At 65.7% G+C, this 16,254-nt stretch carries 14 protein-coding genes and 1 tRNA gene; 13 read left to right on the top strand and 2 right to left on the bottom strand.

Annotated features, from left to right (window positions below; all coding sequences use genetic code 11):
* Nucleotides 1-12: 12 nt before the first annotated feature.
* The 8 genes from E3O60_RS00930 (at nt 13) to E3O60_RS00895 (ending at nt 10,167) form a co-directional block, all read left to right on the top strand.
* On the top strand, nt 13-816 hold the full coding sequence (locus tag E3O60_RS00930) for a ScpA family protein (RefSeq protein ID WP_240632484.1): 804 nt from the start codon (nt 13-15) through the stop codon (nt 814-816).
* Nucleotides 806-1,441 (top strand): SMC-Scp complex subunit ScpB, encoded by a 636-nt coding sequence (locus tag E3O60_RS00925; RefSeq protein WP_088455766.1) that lies wholly within the window; start codon nt 806-808, stop codon nt 1,439-1,441. The genes E3O60_RS00930 and E3O60_RS00925 overlap by 11 nt, the downstream gene beginning before the upstream one ends.
* The gene (locus tag E3O60_RS00920) at nt 1,438-2,256 is read left to right on the top strand and encodes a pseudouridine synthase (RefSeq protein WP_103478981.1); all 819 of its coding nucleotides are present in this window, start codon (nt 1,438-1,440) and stop codon (nt 2,254-2,256) included. The genes E3O60_RS00925 and E3O60_RS00920 overlap by 4 nt, the downstream gene beginning before the upstream one ends.
* Nucleotides 2,257-2,317: 61 nt before the next feature.
* Nucleotides 2,318-3,400 carry a prephenate dehydrogenase gene (locus E3O60_RS00915; protein ID WP_240632426.1) on the top strand — a complete coding sequence of 361 codons (1,083 nt, stop codon included), beginning with the start codon at nt 2,318-2,320 and terminating at the stop codon, nt 3,398-3,400.
* Nucleotides 3,401-3,404: 4 nt separating this feature from the next.
* On the top strand, nt 3,405-4,091 hold the full coding sequence (gene cmk / locus E3O60_RS00910; protein WP_088455768.1) for a (d)CMP kinase: 687 nt from the start codon (nt 3,405-3,407) through the stop codon (nt 4,089-4,091).
* Nucleotides 4,084-5,604, top strand: a complete 1,521-nt coding sequence (gene der / locus E3O60_RS00905) for a ribosome biogenesis GTPase Der (protein ID WP_088455769.1) — start codon at nt 4,084-4,086, stop codon at nt 5,602-5,604. Before cmk ends, der begins: the two co-directional genes overlap by 8 nt.
* A 631-nt stretch (nt 5,605-6,235) precedes the next feature.
* Entirely contained in the window at nt 6,236-8,560 is a 2,325-nt protein-coding gene (locus E3O60_RS00900) for a glycosyltransferase family 2 protein (RefSeq protein WP_134496883.1), read from the top strand.
* Nucleotides 8,557-10,167: a chitinase gene (locus tag E3O60_RS00895; RefSeq protein WP_134496881.1), complete on the top strand. Its 1,611-nt coding sequence runs from the start codon at nt 8,557-8,559 to the stop codon at nt 10,165-10,167. Before E3O60_RS00900 ends, E3O60_RS00895 begins: the two co-directional genes overlap by 4 nt.
* A 100-nt stretch (nt 10,168-10,267) precedes the next feature.
* Here E3O60_RS00895 and E3O60_RS00890 read toward each other — a convergent pair whose 3' ends face one another.
* Entirely contained in the window at nt 10,268-10,738 is a 471-nt protein-coding gene (locus E3O60_RS00890) for a hypothetical protein (protein ID WP_134496879.1), read from the bottom strand.
* A gap of 327 nt (nt 10,739-11,065) precedes the next feature.
* On the opposite strand from E3O60_RS00890, the gene E3O60_RS00885 reads away from it, so the two are divergent.
* The 3 genes from E3O60_RS00885 to E3O60_RS00875 all read left to right on the top strand — a co-directional run bounded on the left by E3O60_RS00885 (nt 11,066) and on the right by E3O60_RS00875 (nt 12,769).
* Nucleotides 11,066-11,142 (top strand) — tRNA-Pro (locus E3O60_RS00885).
* Nucleotides 11,143-11,320: 178 nt separating this feature from the next.
* Complete coding sequence (locus E3O60_RS00880) at nt 11,321-11,575, top strand: AlpA family transcriptional regulator (protein ID WP_241993180.1); 255 nt, start codon at nt 11,321-11,323, stop codon at nt 11,573-11,575.
* A gap of 6 nt (nt 11,576-11,581) precedes the next feature.
* Entirely contained in the window at nt 11,582-12,769 is a 1,188-nt protein-coding gene (locus E3O60_RS00875) for a site-specific integrase (protein ID WP_134496877.1), read from the top strand.
* 180 nt (nt 12,770-12,949) lie between these two features.
* Here E3O60_RS00875 and E3O60_RS00870 read toward each other — a convergent pair whose 3' ends face one another.
* A complete protein-coding gene (locus E3O60_RS00870) occupies nt 12,950-13,363 on the bottom strand; it encodes a hypothetical protein (protein WP_134496875.1) in 414 nt (137 codons plus the stop codon).
* On the opposite strand from E3O60_RS00870, the gene E3O60_RS00865 reads away from it, so the two are divergent.
* Together E3O60_RS00865 and E3O60_RS00860 are read left to right on the top strand one after the other, a co-directional pair.
* Entirely contained in the window at nt 13,358-13,957 is a 600-nt protein-coding gene (locus tag E3O60_RS00865; protein WP_134496873.1) for a hypothetical protein, read from the top strand. The two genes, E3O60_RS00870 and E3O60_RS00865, sit on opposite strands and share 6 nt — an antisense overlap.
* Nucleotides 13,958-14,220: 263 nt before the next feature.
* The gene (locus E3O60_RS00860; RefSeq protein WP_134496871.1) at nt 14,221-15,090 is read left to right on the top strand and encodes a hypothetical protein; all 870 of its coding nucleotides are present in this window, start codon (nt 14,221-14,223) and stop codon (nt 15,088-15,090) included.
* Nucleotides 15,091-16,254 lie beyond the last annotated feature (1,164 nt).

Below are 16,254 nucleotides of genomic sequence, written 5' to 3'. Positions count from 1 at the left end.
ACGCTCGAGTCCATCGGCGACGCCGGTACACCCGCGCCCGGATTCTCGGTGGCTCTGCAGAACTTCGAGGGACCGTTCGACCTGCTGCTCTCGTTGATCGGCAAGCACGAACTCGATATCACCGAGATCTCGCTGAGCCGGGTCACCGACGAGTTCATCTCCTACCTGCGCGGGCTCGACGCCGCCGAGGAGCTCGACCAGGCCACCGAGTTCCTCGTCGTGGCCGCCACCCTGCTCGACCTCAAACTGGTCGGGCTGCTGCCGCAGGGCGAACTGGTGGATGCCGAGGACGTGGCGCTGCTCGAGGCCCGCGACCTGCTCTTCGCCCGGCTGTTGCAGTACCGGGCGTTCAAGACCGCGTCGGAGTGGTTCCTCGAACGCCTCGAGCACGAGGCCACCCGCCATGTGCGCTCGGTGCGGCTCGAGGAGAAATACCGTACGACCACGCCGGAGCTCGTGTGGACGTTGTCGCTGGGCGATTTCGGCGCGCTGGCGGCGTTGGCGCTCACGCCGCGAGAGCTGCCGACCGTGGGGCTGGAGCATTTGCACGCGCCGCTGGTCAGCATCCGGGAGCAGGCGGCGATCGTGGTGGCGATGTTGCGGGCCAACCGAAGCCTGACGTTTCGGGAGCTGATCGTGGACTGCGCCGAGAAGGGGCTTGTGATCGCCCGTTTTCTTGCCGTGCTGGAGCTGTACCGGCACGGGGCTCTGACCTTCGACCAGCTCGAACCGCTGGGCGAGCTCAGTTTGCACTGGGATGCCGAGGGCTGGTCGGATGACAATCTTGCGAACCTTGGAGGCGATTATGAGTCTTGATGCCAGTGTGACGACCCTTGACGAGGTCTCGACAGGCTCGACCGACGGGAATCGCTCGAACGGCGGCGGGGGAGCGGTGGCCATTGAGCGGCGCCTTGAGGCGATTTTGATGGTGGCGGATGAGCCGCAGAGCCTGGTGCACCTGGCGACCGCGGTCGCGCACCCGCTCGTGGACGTACGCGCGGCCATCCTGCGGCTGGTCGCCGACTTCGACGGGGTCGACGGCACCGTGCGGCGCGGCTTCGAACTACGCGAGGTGGCCGGCGGCTGGCGCATCTACGTGCGCGCGGAGCACGACCCGGTCGTGGCCGATTTTGTGCTCACCCAGAACCCCAGCCGGCTCTCCCAGGCAGCCCTGGAGACCCTCGCGGTGATCGCTTACAAGCAACCGATCAGCCGCGGCGCGGTAGCCTCGATTCGGGCCGTTAACGTCGACTCGGTCGTGCGCACCCTCCTGGGCCGCGGATTGATCACCGAGGCCTTCACCGATAGCGAGACCGGCGCGATCAATTACGCCACCACCGACCTGCTGCTCACCCAGCTGGGAATCAACTCGCTCGACGAGTTGCCACTAATTTCGCCGTTGCTCGCCGACGGTGCGAACGGATTCGAGGATCTACCATGACCGACCACAACGACGGCTACACCGACACCAGCAGCACCAACCCGGACTTCGCCACCAACCCCGAGGCCGCCGCCGACGGCATCCGCCTGCAGAAGGTGCTCTCCGCCGCGGGCGTCGCCTCCCGCCGGGTCAGCGAAGAAATGATCAGCTCCGGTCGGGTGCGGGTCAACGGCAAGGTCGTCACCGAACTCGGACGCCGCGTGCACCCCGAGACCGACAAGATCGCCGTCGACAACGTCGCCGTGCAGCTGGACACCAGCCGCCGCTACGTGATGCTGAACAAGCCCGTCGGCGTGGTCTCCTCCATGCAGGACGAGAGCGGCCGGCCGGACCTCCGCCAGTTCACGCAAGGCTACGAGGAGCGCCTCTTCAACGTGGGCCGCCTCGACGCCGCCACCAGCGGCCTGCTGATCCTGACCAACGACGGTGACCTTGCCCACGTTCTCGCGCACCCCTCCTTCGGCGTCGCCAAGACCTACATCGCCAAGGTCGAGGGCCGCGTCTCGGCGCAGACCATCGGCAAGCTGCAGAGCGGTATCGAGCTGGAGGACGGCCCCATCGCCGCCGACAAGGCCCGCATCCTCACCAGCCCTCCCGGCGACGGCTTCACCCTCGTGGAGCTGACCCTGCACTCCGGCCGCAACCGCATCGTGCGCCGGATGATGGACGCCGTCGGCCACCCCGTCGTGGACCTGGTCCGCCGCCAGTTCGGGCCGCTGCAGCTGGGCACCCTCCGCTCCGGCGCCGTGCGCGACCTCACTAAGGTGGAACTCGGTCAGCTGCTCACGGTGTCCCGCGCCGAAGTGCAGAAGTAGCCGGCTGAGTAACCCGCAGCATCCGTTTCACCCTGTCACCCGCGCAAGTTTGGAGCCGAACGTGGTCGAGTCTCGCCTGATCGGGCCGGTGCGTGTCGTCGGCGCAGGTCTCCTGGGAACCAGCATCGGCCTGGGCCTGAGCGCCCGGGGCATCGACGTGATCCTCGCCGACGCGTCGCCGACCAACCTGTCACTGGCCATCGACTACGGTGCCGGCCGCGCCGCCACGCCCGCCGACGCCCCCCAGCTGATCGTGGTGTGTGTGCCACCGGACGTGACCGCCGACATCGTCGCCCGTGAACTCGACGCGTTCCCCGACGCGATCGTGACGGATGTGGCCAGCGTCAAGCTGGCCCCGCTGACCGAGTTGCGCGCCCGCGGCGCCGACACGTCCCGCTACATCGGCTCGCACCCCCTCGCTGGCCGGGAACGCGGCGGACCGCTCGCCGGCCGCGCCGACCTGTTCATCGGCCGGCCGTGGGTGGTCGCCGCGCACGATGACATCAGCTACCAGCGCGCCACCGCGATCGACGACCTGATCCTCGACCTCGGCGCCACCCTGGTGGAGATGACCCCGGAAGAGCACGACAAGGGTGTCGCCCTCGTCTCCCACGTGCCCCAGGTGGTGGCCACCCTGATGGCCCGCCGCCTCACCGACGCGCCCGCCTCCGCGCTGAACCTCGCCGGGCAGGGCCTGCGGGACGTCACCCGCGTCGCCGCGAGCGACCCGGAACTGTGGGTGCAGATCCTCGGCGCCAACCCCGCGCCGGTACGGGAGATCCTGCTCGCGCTGCGCGACGACCTGGACCGGTTCATCGGCGCCCTCGCCGACCCATCCGCCCCCGGCGCCCGCCGCCAGGTGGCCGAGGAGATCGCCGGCGGCAACACCGGCGTGGCCCGGCTGCCCGGCAAGCACGGCCAGGACCGCCGGTACGCCAGCCTCACCGTGATGGTCGACGACACCCCCGGCCAGCTCGCCCGCCTGTTCAACGAAATCGGCGAGGCCGGCGTCAACCTCGAGGACCTGCGCCTCGAACACTCCCCGGGAGCCCAGATCGGGCTCGCCGAGATCAGCATCCTCCCCGAGGCGGTCAGCCGCCTCACCACTGAGCTGGCCGCCCGCGGCTGGCGGATTGTCGGTTAGACATTTGAGTAAGCACTCCTACCCCCTGTTCGTTGCGATCGACGGGCCGGCCGGCAGCGGCAAGTCCAGCGTGAGCCGGGCCGTGGCCCGCCGCCTCGGTTACGGCTACCTCGACACCGGCGCCGCCTACCGGGCGCTGGCCTGGTTGGTCATCGACCAGGAGGTTGACCCGCAGAACTCCGCCGCGGTCAGCGCACTGCTGCCCAGCTTCGACTACACGATCGGCACCGAACCGGATGCCTATTTCGTGCGGGTGGGGGAGACCGACGTCACCGACGCCATCCGTGAACCGCAGATCTCGGCCGCGGTCAGCGCAATCGCCCGGGTCCCCGCGGTGCGCAGCCACCTGACCGAGCTGTTCCGCCGCATCGCCCGGGCGGTTCCGCAGCCCGGCGTGGTGGTCGAGGGCCGCGACATCACCACCGTCGTCGCACCCGAGGCCGAGGTCCGCATTCTACTCACAGCAACCGAAGAGGCTAGAATGGCTAGGCGCTCTGCGGAAATATCAACCCAATCGGCCCACACCGTGGCGGAACAGCTGCGATCGAGGGATCGCGCCGACTCCCAGGTAGTGGAATTCATGAGCGCCGCAGACGGTGTGACCACCGTCGACTCCACCCATCTCGACTTCGACCAGACCATTGACGCGGTTGTAGAGGTCATCAATACCGCGAGGAACTCGCATGACTAATCAATTCGACGACACGACGATCCCCGAACTCGACCCGGAAATCGCATCGCGCCTGACCGACCTCGACGAGGACGACGCGCTGATCACTCAGCGCGCCACCGCGCTGCGCACCGGCCTGAACGAATACGACCTTGACGACGAGGACTTCGACGTTCTCGACTCGGTCTCCGATGACCCCGACGCGATCCAGTACCTGCCGGCCCTGCCGGTCATCGCGATCGTCGGCCGCCCCAACGTGGGCAAGTCCGCGCTCGTGAACCGCATCCTCGGCCGCCGCGAGGCCGTCGTGGAGGACACCCCCGGCGTGACCCGCGACCGGGTCACCTACAAGGGTGAATGGCACGAACGCCGCTTCAGCCTCGTCGACACCGGCGGCTGGGAGCCCGACGCCAAGGGCATCGACGCGTCCGTGGCCATGCAGGCCGAACTGGCCATCGAGCTGTGCGACGTCGTCATGTTCGTCGTGGACTCCAACGTGGGCCCGACCTCCACCGACGAGGCCGTCGTCAAGCTGCTGCGTCGCAGCGGCAAGCCGGTCTTCCTCATCGCCAACAAGGTCGACGACATCCGTCAGGAGCCCGAAGCGGCCAGCCTGTGGGCGCTCGGCCTCGGCCAGCCCTGGCCGGTCTCCGCGCTGCACGGCCGCGGCGTTGCCGACCTGCTCGACGCGATCCTCGAGAAGCTCCCCGAGATCTCCAACGTCGCCAAGCAGGAAGTGGGCGGCCCGCGCCGCGTCGCGATCCTGGGACGCCCGAACGTGGGCAAGTCCAGCCTGTTGAACAAGGTCGTCGGCGAAGAGCGTGTTGTTGTCAACGCGCTGGCCGGCACCACCCGCGACCCGGTCGACGAGCAGGTTGAGCTCGGCGGCAAGGTCTGGCGTTTCGTCGACACCGCCGGCATCCGTCGTCGCGTGCACCTCTCTCAGGGCGCCGACTTCTACGCGTCACTGCGCACCAGCGCGGCCCTGGAAAAGGCCGAGGTGGCCGTGGTGCTCATCGACGTCACCGAGGTCATCAGCGAGCAGGACGTGCGCGTCATCGACCTGGTTCTCGAGTCCGGCCGTGCGCTGGTGCTCGCGTTCAACAAGTGGGACCAGATCGACGACGACCGTCGCCGCTACCTGGAGCGTGAGATCGAGCAGGACCTGGCGCACGTGGCCTGGGCCCCGCGCGTGAACATCTCGGCCAAGACCGGCCGTCACATGGAGAAGCTGGTTCCGGCCCTCGAGCTCGCGCTCGAGTCGTGGGACACCCGCGTTGCCACCGGCAAGTTCAACGCGTTCCTCGCCGAGCTGGCCGCGGAGCACCCGCACCCGGTGCGCAGTGGCAAGCAGCCGCGCATCCTGTTCGGCACCCAGGCCTCCAGCCGCCCGCCGACCTTCGTGATCTTCACCACCGGGTTCCTTGACCCGGGCTACCGCCGGTTCATCCAGCGTCGTCTGCGTGAGGTCTACGGCTTCGCCGGCAGCCCGATCAACATCAGCATGCGGGTGCGCGAGAAGCGCAAGCGCTAACCCGACCGCCGGCTACCCGGCAGGTTCGATCAGGCCGTGTGCCGCATCTTCGGATGCCGGCATGCGGCTTTTTCGTGTGTGCCCGCGGCATGACGCCGCACGGTTGGCGCAAGCTTTGCTCAAGGGCCGCCTAAGGACAACGCAACCCAAGCGACCCGATCCCAGCGCTGGTGCGGAAACGGAAACCTGAACCCGCAAGCTGAGGTTGAAGGTACCCCCAAACGAGGGGGTTTCCCGCGCCGGTGACATTGTCTTATGTTCTAACTGCTGGCAGAACCCACCCGGTTCCACCGGCACCGCCCAATCAACGAGCCTCACCCGGCCCGTGATCCACACCGGAGTGCTCCACTTCGACATTCCTCAGTACATCGAGCTCACGCCCAGGTTCGACCGCATCATCCGCAGCATCCGCCGGCCCCGAAACCCGCGGAACGCTCGCCAGCTCGCGGCCGCTCCAGCTTCCTCTTCCCCCTCAGCCGTCCGCTTCCTAGAGCGGCGCTGGGCGCACCACGTAGCCCTTCCGACATTTCCGTGTCCCTGCATTTCGTTGTGACCTGGTCTAAACGAGAACCCGAACTCTCGACCGCTGATCCAGCGAGATCCCTGGCCCTATTCCAAGGATGAATTCACTGTGCCCTCGAAGTCCCTAGCTTCGCCTGCCCGCAAACGCCAACTCGGCGCCGAACGCAGCACCCAGCCCCTTCCCACCGTTCACGACATCCCCAGCGACGCCAAAATCATCTGGGGTCGACTCGCCATCATCAGCACTGTGCTGGCCTGGCTCGCGTACGTCATCTACACAATCCTGCGTCAGTTCCTCAACAACGGCGCCGAGAGCTTCCGGTTCACCACCGAGGCCGTCTCCTACGTGATCGTGGTGACCTTCCTCACTTTCTCCGCGCTGCTGTACCTGGTAGCCCGGCAGGGTGCACTTCAACGGTTCCGCGACCACGTGCGGGTACCCCGTGCCGAACTCGACGGACACTTCGCCAACCACCAGGGTTCACTTACCGTGCTGGTGCCTTCCTACAGCGAGGAACACGGCGTGGTGCGGGCAACTCTGTGGTCGGCCGCGTTGCAGGAGTATCCCGACCTGCGCATCGTTCTGCTGCTTGACGACCCGCCGCACCCGACCGACCCGGCCGTCGCCGCCCAGCTGCGGTCCTCCCGCAGCATAGCCCGGGACATCGAACTGGCCCTGGCGGTACCGAAGAACCGGTTCGCCGAAGAGCTGTTGATCTGCGAGATCGAACTCGCTGACGACCAGCAGCCCACCCAACGGGCCGTGCAGCGCCTCGCCGACAGCTACCAGTGGGCTGCCCGCTGGCTGCAGGCGATGGCCTCCGCCGAGACCATCGATGACCACGTCGACACCTTCTTCGTGGAGCAGGTGCTCGGTGGCCTTGCCGCGGAACTCTCCCTCACCGGCGCGGCGCTGACCGCGGCCGCGCGGGAGGGCACCGCCCCCAGCGCCGCCCGGATGCTGGAGCTGCACCGCCGGTTGCTCTGGACCTTCTCCGCCGAGCTGGACACCTTCGAGCGCAAACTGTTCTCGTCGCTGTCACACGAGGCCAACAAGGCGATGAACCTCAACGCGTACATCGGTCTGATGGGTCGCCGGTTCCAGCGCGAGGAGGGGCCGGACGGCACCATCCTGCGCCCGGTCGCCGACGATGCACCAGCCGACTATGTGGTGCGCGACTCCGAGTACCTGCTCACCCTCGACGCCGACTCGCTGCTGCTGCGCGACTACTGTCTGCGCCTGGTCTACTTCCTCGAACAGCCCGACAACGCCAGAGTCGCCGTCACCCAGACGCCGTACTCGTCGTTCCGCGGCGCCCCCACCCGCATCGAGCGGCTCGCCGGCGCCACCACCGACATCCAGCACATTCTGCACCAGGGCCTGTCGCACTACGGCGCCACCTTCTGGGTGGGGGCGAACGCCGTGATCCGCAAGGTGGCCTTGGAAGACATCGTCGAGGTGGAAACCGTGGGCGGCTTCGAGGTGCGCCGCTACGTGCAGGACCGCACCGTGATCGAGGACACCGAGTCCAGCATCGACCTGGGCACCCACGGCTGGTCGCTGACGAACTACCCCGAGCGACTCAGCTACAGCGCCACCCCGCCCGACTTCGGTTCGCTCATCGTGCAGCGTCGCCGCTGGGCCAACGGCGGTCTGCTGATCCTGCCCAAGCTCTGGCGCCAGATGCGTGAGCGCCGCCGCCAGGGCCACCCGATCAGCGTGATCGAACTGGCGCTGCGGGTGAACTACATGGCCAGCATCGCCTGGGCCAGCTTCGGCCTGATCTTCCTGCTCGCCTACCCCTACGACAGCCGGCTGCTCAGCCCCGTCGTTGTGCTCGCCGCCGTGCCGTACTTCCTCGCGATGGGCAGCGACCTGCGGTCGTGCGGCTACAAGTTCAGCGACATCCTGCGCATCTACGGCTTCAACCTGATCCTGCTGCCGGTGAACCTCGCCGGGGTGCTCAAGTCGATGCAGCAGGCCGTGACCAGCAAGAAGATCCCGTTCGCCCGCACCCCCAAGGTGCGCAACCGCACGGCAGCGCCGCTGCTGTTCGTGGTGGTGCCGTACGTGATCGTCGCGTTCTCCGCGCTCACCCTGTGGCGCGATGTGTCGCAAGGGAACTGGGGCAACGCCTTGTTCGCCGGGTTCAACGCCCTGCTGGCCGTCTTCGCGATTGCTGCCTACATCGGTCTCTGGAACTCGATCGTGGATGTCTGGCTCGGCTTGACCCAGTGGATGTTCGTCGAACGCGCCCCCCGCCGCAGTGTCGCCGTCGAGGCGCCTCAACCGCTGGAGCCCGTCTTGGACTGGCGCGCGGTGATCTATCACGGCCACGCAGTCGGCGAGCTGCCCAGCGACGTGGAAGTGATCACCGGACCGTTCGTGAACCAGCCCGGCTCAAAGAGCACCAAGCAGGGAGCACTCAAATGAGCGCCGTAGAACCCGGCGCACCAGCGCCCACCGCCCCCGAGACCGTCACCGCGGTCGCCAAGCCGCGTCGGCGCCTCTCGGTGGTGCGGGTCTTCCTCGGTGTGGTGCTTGTCGTGGCGTTGTCCAGCGGCGGTTACCTCGGCTGGCAGTGGTGGGGTTCGGCGCAGGCCGCCGAGGCCTACGACCCCTGGTTCGCCGGCTACGTCGACGTGACCGCCACCCCCACCTACGACTTCGAGGCGTCGGCCGACCGGGCCGGCAGCGACGTGGTGCTCTCATTCATCGTTGCTGACGCCGAGGAGCCCTGCACGCCCAGCTGGGGCACCTATTACACCCTGGATGAGGCTGCGGACGAGCTGGACCTCGACCGCCGGCTGGCCCGGGTGACCCAGCTCGACGGTCAGGTCATCGTCTCCTTCGGCGGCCTGCTCAACACCGAACTGGGCACCGGCTGCACCGACACCAAGAAGCTCACCGCCGCCTACGCCGCGGTGCTCGACCGGTACGACGTGACCACCATCGACCTCGATCTCGAGGGGGACAACCTCACCGACAGTGCGGCGGCCGAACGCCGGGCCACCGCGCTCGCCGACCTGCAGGCCGACCGCCGCGCCGACGGCGAGGACCTTGCGGTGTGGCTGACCCTGCCCGTGGGCACCTTCGGTCTCACCGAAGACGGCACCGACGCGGTCACCGCCATGCTCGACGCCAAGGTGGACCTGGCCGGGGTGAACCTGATGACCATGGACTACGGCAGCAGCAAGGACGCCGGCGAGACCATGGCCGAGGCATCCATTCGCGCCGTCACGGCCGCGCACCGGCAGATCGGCACCCTGTACAGCCGGGCCGGCACCCAGCTGACGGATGCCACGGTGTGGTCGAAGATCGGCATGACGCCCATGGCCGGCCAGAACGACGTGCCCGACGAGGTCTTCGACCTCGACGACGCCCGTGCCGTGAACACGTTCGCGCGGGAACAGAAGATCGGCCGGATGTCGTTGTGGTCCCTCAACCGGGACACCACCTGCGGATCGAACTACGCCGACCTCACCCGGGTGTCGGACTCCTGCAGCGGCATCGACCAGGGCGATGAGAAGTTCGTGGACGTGCTGGGCAAGGGCTTCACCGGCCGCCCCGTTCACGCGGCGGCGTCGGTGACCACCGACGAGGCCAAGGAGATCGAGTCGATCGTCGACGACCCCGACACCAGCCCGTACTCGATCTGGACGGAGGAATCCTCCTACCTCGAGGGCACCAAGGTGGTCTGGCACAAGAACGTCTACCAGACCAAGTGGTGGACGCGCGGTGACCTGCCCGACAACCCGGTGCTCAACGAGTGGGAGACACCGTGGGTGCTGATCGGCCCGGTGATGCCGGGGGAGACCCCGATCCCCAAGCCCACCCTGCCCGCCGGCACGTACCCCACCTGGGACGGCACCGCCATCTACGAGAAGAGCGCCCTGATCCTCTTCGACGGGGTTCCCTACGAGAGTAAATGGTGGAATCAGGGCGAGAGCCCGGATGCCGCGGCCGCGGACCCGGACGGTTCACCGTGGTCCGTGCTGCCCGACGCCGAGGTGCAGAAGCTCCTCGAAGCTCTCTCCTAACAGGTTTTTGGGCGGGGGAGGCCCAAACATAGATATGCCCGGGGCGGTGGTTAGGGCACCGCCCCGGGCATTCCCACGTCAGCGCTTGCGCGCGGAGGAGCTAGCGAGCGGTCTTGGGCTCGTCGGTGGGCTCGTCGCCCGAGGTGGTGTCGGCGGTGGGAGCCTCAACGGTCGGCGCGGCGGCAGCCGGCGTCGTCACGGCAGTCTTCTCGTCAGTGTCGGAGGCGGAGTCGAAGTCGGTCTCATCGAAGTCGAAGTCCGGCTCGTCATCGATAGCGGCGGGCGCCACGACGGCGTTCTTGGCGATTGACCGGGCCACGACCATGGCCGCGAGGGTGATGATGAAGCCCAGGATGCCGGTGCCGATCAGGGTGGCACCGAGACCGCTGCCGGACTGGGCGGAGAAGTACGCCACGTAGTCGGAGGACTGCGAGGTGTAGAACTCGGCCTGGGTGGCGTTGGAGGAGGTCAGGATCAGGTACCCCGCGGCGGTCACGACCACGTCGACCAGCCACAGCAGTGCCAAGACGAGGTTGAACTTGGACAGGGGACGTGAGCTGTTCTGGGACATAACTTCCTTCGTTGTATGAGCGGCCGGTGACGACCTCGCGTCACGCTACGCATCATTCCTATGGACAACCTATGTGTGAGCAGAGAATCGTCGTCGCACCCGCTGATCGAGCCCACCCGCTGACCGATCCCACGCGCTGACCGATCCTGTCGAGATCCGGTGCCCTGTCTCCGGTAGACACTACGTCGCTCTGCAACATTGTCAACCGCATTTCCCAGCACCCCGCGCCCAGATACACCCCAAAAGTGAACGCGAGCACTCCGCCGACGCGGTAAGCTATTCCAGTTGCCTCCGGTGGATGCCCATACGGGAATCTGTCGGGCACGGCGGGCTGTAGCGCAGCTTGGTAGCGCACCTGACTGGGGGTCAGGGGGTCGCAGGTTCAAATCCTGTCAGCCCGACCAAATGTCCCGGAAACTCAAGGGTTTCCGGGACTTTTTTGGTTAAGAGATTTGATGTTCCCATCACTACCCCATCACTTTCAGCCCATTTCTGCCGTTGAGCCGGCCCTGTCGTGCGGGGCACTGAGGTCCGTTTCGGTTCCTCCCGAACGTCAGGGATCGCCATGCACACCTTCTAGGTATGAGCATTCACAACGAGAACCCAACCTCTCCTCCCACCGACGACTGGGGCCTCGAGCCTCTGATGGACGTCCACGAGCTCGCCGCCTACCTGGGCATCCCGATCTCCACCGTCTACGACTGGCGGGTGCACGGCAAAGGCCCCGCGGCATACCGGTTCGGCAAGCACCTCAAGTTCGCGATCTCCGATGTGCGGGCCTGGATCGCCCAGCAGCGCGATCCCACCAGCGAGCCCAGGCGCACCGATCGGCGGTGAGCTGAGATGCCCCGGCAACGGTTGACCATCGGCACCTTCGGTGACATCAGCACCCGCCAGATGCCGAACGGACGCTACGAGGCGCGGACCCGCTACCGGGACTGGGACGGCCACGCGCGCCTGGTGCAAGGCACCGGTGCCACCGCCAAGGCCGCCGAACGGGCGCTGAAGGCCAAGCTCGCCGACCGGGACCTGTTCCAACCCGCCGACACGTCGCTCACGCCAGACAGCCTGTTCCGTGACCTGGTGACCTACTGGTTGGAGGACATCGACCTGGAGGACCGCATCTCCCGGACCACCCGCAACCTGTATGAGCGCAACATGCGCACCCTCGTCTCACCCGCCTTCGACCACCTGGCGTTGCGGGAGATCGGGGTGGCCCGGTGCGACAAGTTCATCAAACAGCTCGCGAAGATCTCCTACAATCGCGCCAAACAGGCCCGGGTCGTGCTGCGGCTTGCCCTCGAGCTGGCGGTGCGGCACGAGGTGCTGCCGAGGAACCCGATGGACCACGTTGCCCGCCTGCACCGTGAGCCGCACGTCCCCGCCGCGCTCATGGCCCCGGAGGTCAACGTGATCCGTGCGGCGATCGCCCAGTGGGAGAGCGCCGTCGACCACACGTCCGGCCCCAAGCCCGACGGCCAGCTCGGCGCGATGATCGAGGTCATGCTCGGAACCTCGGCCCGAATCGGTGAGGTTCTGGCTATCCGTCGCCGGGACATCGATATCACCAGCCCCGTGCCCTCAATCCGCCTAGCCGGCACCATCGTCAGCCGCAAGGGAGAGCAAACCTTCCGGCAGGACCACCCCAAAACGGCCAAGTCCACCCGCGTTGTCGCCATCCCGACGTTCACCGCCGACGCGGTCCGCCGGCGGCTCGCCAAGGTCGGGAGCATGGGTCTGGATGACCTGCTGTTCCAGTCTCGTGACGGCACGCCGCTGACGACCGCGAACGTGCGCCGGCAACTGCGACAGGTGCTAGAGGGCGCCGGTATCAACGGCGTGACCCCGCACATGTTCCGCCGCACGGTCGCCACCGCAGTCAACACCAACGCCAGCATCGAACTCGCCGCGGAACTGCTCGGCCACACGGACACCAGGGTAACGGTGATGCACTACATCCAACGCAGCGAGCTGGTGAACCCGGCCACCGCCGCGCTGCTAGATCGGGCGTTCGCGAAAGATGACGACTGATCACGGTGCTGCCACGGTGGCAGCACCGCACCATCTGGGTTTTCGCTTCTTCAACCTGAACCTGTGGCCCGAGCGCCACGGCTTTCCTGACCGTGCGTTCGCGATGGATGCTGACTTTTCACGGTGCCGCCACGGTGGCGGCGCCTCGCCATCTGGGGTTTTGTAGTTCAGACGCAAATCTCACTTCGTCGTCCGCAAACGAGGTTTCGTGGGATTGCGCCTGTCCGCGGTGATGCCGCAGCGGCCACACCGTGCCATCTGGAGTTTTACCGAAAGCTCGAGAATCAGGTCGTCGATGCAACGTGCGGGCCTTCGAAGAACTACCTTCCATTTTGCGCCGAGGATCGAGTGTTTGCAATCATTCATCCGCGAAGCTGAATGACATCCGTTACTGCTTCTGGCGGTCACCTGAGGGCTTGTTGTCCACGTGAGTTCCACCTCGACAGCAAGGGCCAGCGCCCGCTCGACCTTGGCATGGAGATGATCCAAGGCGTAGGCCTCGAGACGCGGCACCAGGTCCTTGAAGGGTGGGGTGTCCCATTGGTCACCCCATAGGCGAATCCCGGGCGTGTCTGCGACGATTGCGTCATGCATCTGATCGGTAATAGGACCATTGACCCGTGCGACACCAACCTGTTCGAGATTGTCCCTGACGAGGAATTCGACGCGTATTTAATGCGGTTGATCGCCTCCGAGCAGGAGTATGTGGACGGACAGGTCGCCACCGGCGATGCGTTCATCCTTTCCAGCCTCGCGAAGGTGCACACCCTGGCGTGCCGGAACAGCGGCTTCCACACCTCCAGACGGGATGCTTGGGAAGCGATGGCGCCGGGCGCGACCCGGCACGACTGGCGCGAGCAACTATCGCACGGCGACTCCCCGCGGATGGCGGCCTTCGTCGACCGGCGGGTGCTCGCCGCGTCCACCAGGAAGTACACACGCTGCCGGCTGTGTGCCCCGGATGTGCCGGAGTATGTGCGCAAGCCGCGCGCGGCCGCCACGCTCACCAGTGTCCGCGAACAGATGCGGGTCTCTGCCGAGCGGTACAAGGCAAAGCCTGCAAAGGCCATCTTGGCGGTCCTCGACCTCCACGCGGACGAAGTCGGTACCTGTCTGGGGTGCCGGGAGGCCTACCCGTGCGAGACCGTCGAGGCCATATCTGATGCCTTTAACGTAGCCGGCAACTGAACTTGCAGTCTTCGTCGGGGCACCATGGCGCCCGCTACTCGCAGCAAACGTCGCGTAGTACCGGCGAGTCCAGGCCGGGCCGTGTGCGCATCGGACGGAGAGGTCCGTCCAGGTTCAGCAATCTCGATATCGAGAGGTGATGGGTGCGAGCTCAAGCTGAGAGCCGCGCTTTAGAGATTGAGGAGGAGCACTCAGGTGCCAGGTCAGGGATACCCCGCAGTGTCTAACGGCATGGCAGAGAGAGGGGGCGATAGTATCTCGAGGTGACATCAGTAGTGGCCTGGGAACGTCAGGTGGGACAGCTGTCAGAAATGGTTGTCGTTAGCGACAGTCGTCTTAGCGGCGGTGAGCGGTGGGATGCCTGCGCAAAGATATTCGATGTTGGTCGCGACGACGCGCTCCTCGCCTTCGCTGGGGACACTTGGCGGGCGCTGCCGCTGGTTTTTCAGGCTGTTGCCACGACCCGGTCTTACAACGGATCGGTTCTTCGAACCCTTGATCTTCCACAGTTCGCAAAGCACCTTGAGAAGGTGTTGAACGCAGTCCTGGACGAAGCGAAAGGGGAGGCCTCCCGCGAAGCGCCTAAATGTGAATTCCTTCTCGCTGGCTGGTCGTGGAGACTAAACGGCTTCCGCATCTACCGGTACACCTTCGACTTGGATAGTTGGCGCTTCACTGGCAACGGCACCCCGGGTCGACTACCTCCGGCCCTTCGTAGCCCCGGACGCGGGACTCGTTTTGCGACGATAGGAGACGGAGGCGGGAGACTTCAGGGAGCTCTGGCTCGGGACTACAACAAGGGACTCATATCCGGTCCGATGGACTACCATCCCCTCGAGTATGTTTATCGCCAGACCCAAGATTCGTCTGCAAAGGAGGAATCCGTGGGCGGTCCAGTGCAGGTATCCAAGGTGTATCGCTCAATACGAGTTGAGCACTTCGCGGTACGCACCGCCAATGGCCTGTCGGTTTCTGGGCGACCAGTCTTGCCATACGAACACCTTGATCTCCGCGCGATCGAGCGGCGCGAAGGTTCCGGCGAATGGTTCACGGGGGCCAGCGCTCCCCAGATACCAGCAGCACGCGACGCGCTTGAAACGCTGGGGGTGATCTCGGATAGCGAGAACGACTAGGGGACCACAAGCAGAAGGAAGTCAATTGCGTGTATGTCGGAAGGGCAAGTCGACGAGGGGTGTGGAGCTCGAATCGGTGGAGAACATCGACGAACTCCAGGTCGCGGCTTGGATGAAACAAGTCCCGTACGTGCCAGGTATCGGTGGCAAGAAGCGCTGACCTTCGATTTGCCGCACGTAGGCCATTCTTAGTTGTGTGACTTCCTCTGACTTGTTGGCAATATTCGCGATCGTTATCTCCCTAACGTCCGTTGGTTGGACGACATACCGTTCTCTTCGTTGGGACAGGCCCGTCGTGAGCGTGAAAGGGGCTCAGTGGTTGAGCGGAGTGAGTCGATCACGGCGGGCGGGATTCAGTATCGAAATATTCAACGCGGGCAACCAAGCGACACAAATCGTCGACGCTTCGTGGGAGGTGGATCGGGGTAACGGCGACAGCTTCTTTGTTGAAGCCGTTCACGGAGGTGGCGGTATCGAATCTCTTTTCAGCCCGCCCGAGAAAGCCTTAGCATCGCCCAAGTTTCCGTTCACCTTGGGTCAGAATGAAAGACTCGCCTGGGAGTTCGACCTACCGTTGGATGACCTCGCAAAACACGGGGAAATCATCAGGGCTCGTCCGAGAGCCAAGTACACCTCTCGTAGCCAAGTCCGAGTGGCGCGGGGTGCGTGGAAGCCGTCGAGGTTCGCATCGGATGCGAACTAGCGGTCGTTGGCGGAATGCTGCGGCACTTGGCTGACAAGATTTTGAGCAAGACAGACCGTAATGGCGGTCACCTGGGTTGGATCACATGCGCTCAGAGCCTCTCGGAACGGGTTGATGCCGGCGGCCATGAAGATGTGGAGCTCCCGGCAAGTCGCTGGCGTCAACAGCTTGGACTGATTGCAGTTAACACGCGGATTGAGCAGGTACCGAGAACCCGGTGACGCCGGGTGGGATTCGCGGTTGGCACAATCCGCGATAATCACTTTTGACCAGGAGATCAAGCGTGGCGAGCGCAGAAACGGCCCCCTCACGTGCGAGGCTATGGGCACGCACAACTCAACTGTGATTGTCTTCGATCAAAGCCATGCCCCGACCGTGTCGCTGCAGGTTTCGCCTTCGGAGCGAACGCAGAGACGGATGAGTTGCTCCAGCTAGTCATGCGGGGGTGCAGGGCACCTCGT

This window comes from Cryobacterium sp. TMB1-7, assembly GCF_004402435.1.
Lineage (GTDB): Bacteria > Actinomycetota > Actinomycetes > Actinomycetales > Microbacteriaceae > Cryobacterium > Cryobacterium zongtaii.
This window is presented reverse-complemented; position numbering and strand designations above follow the sequence as displayed.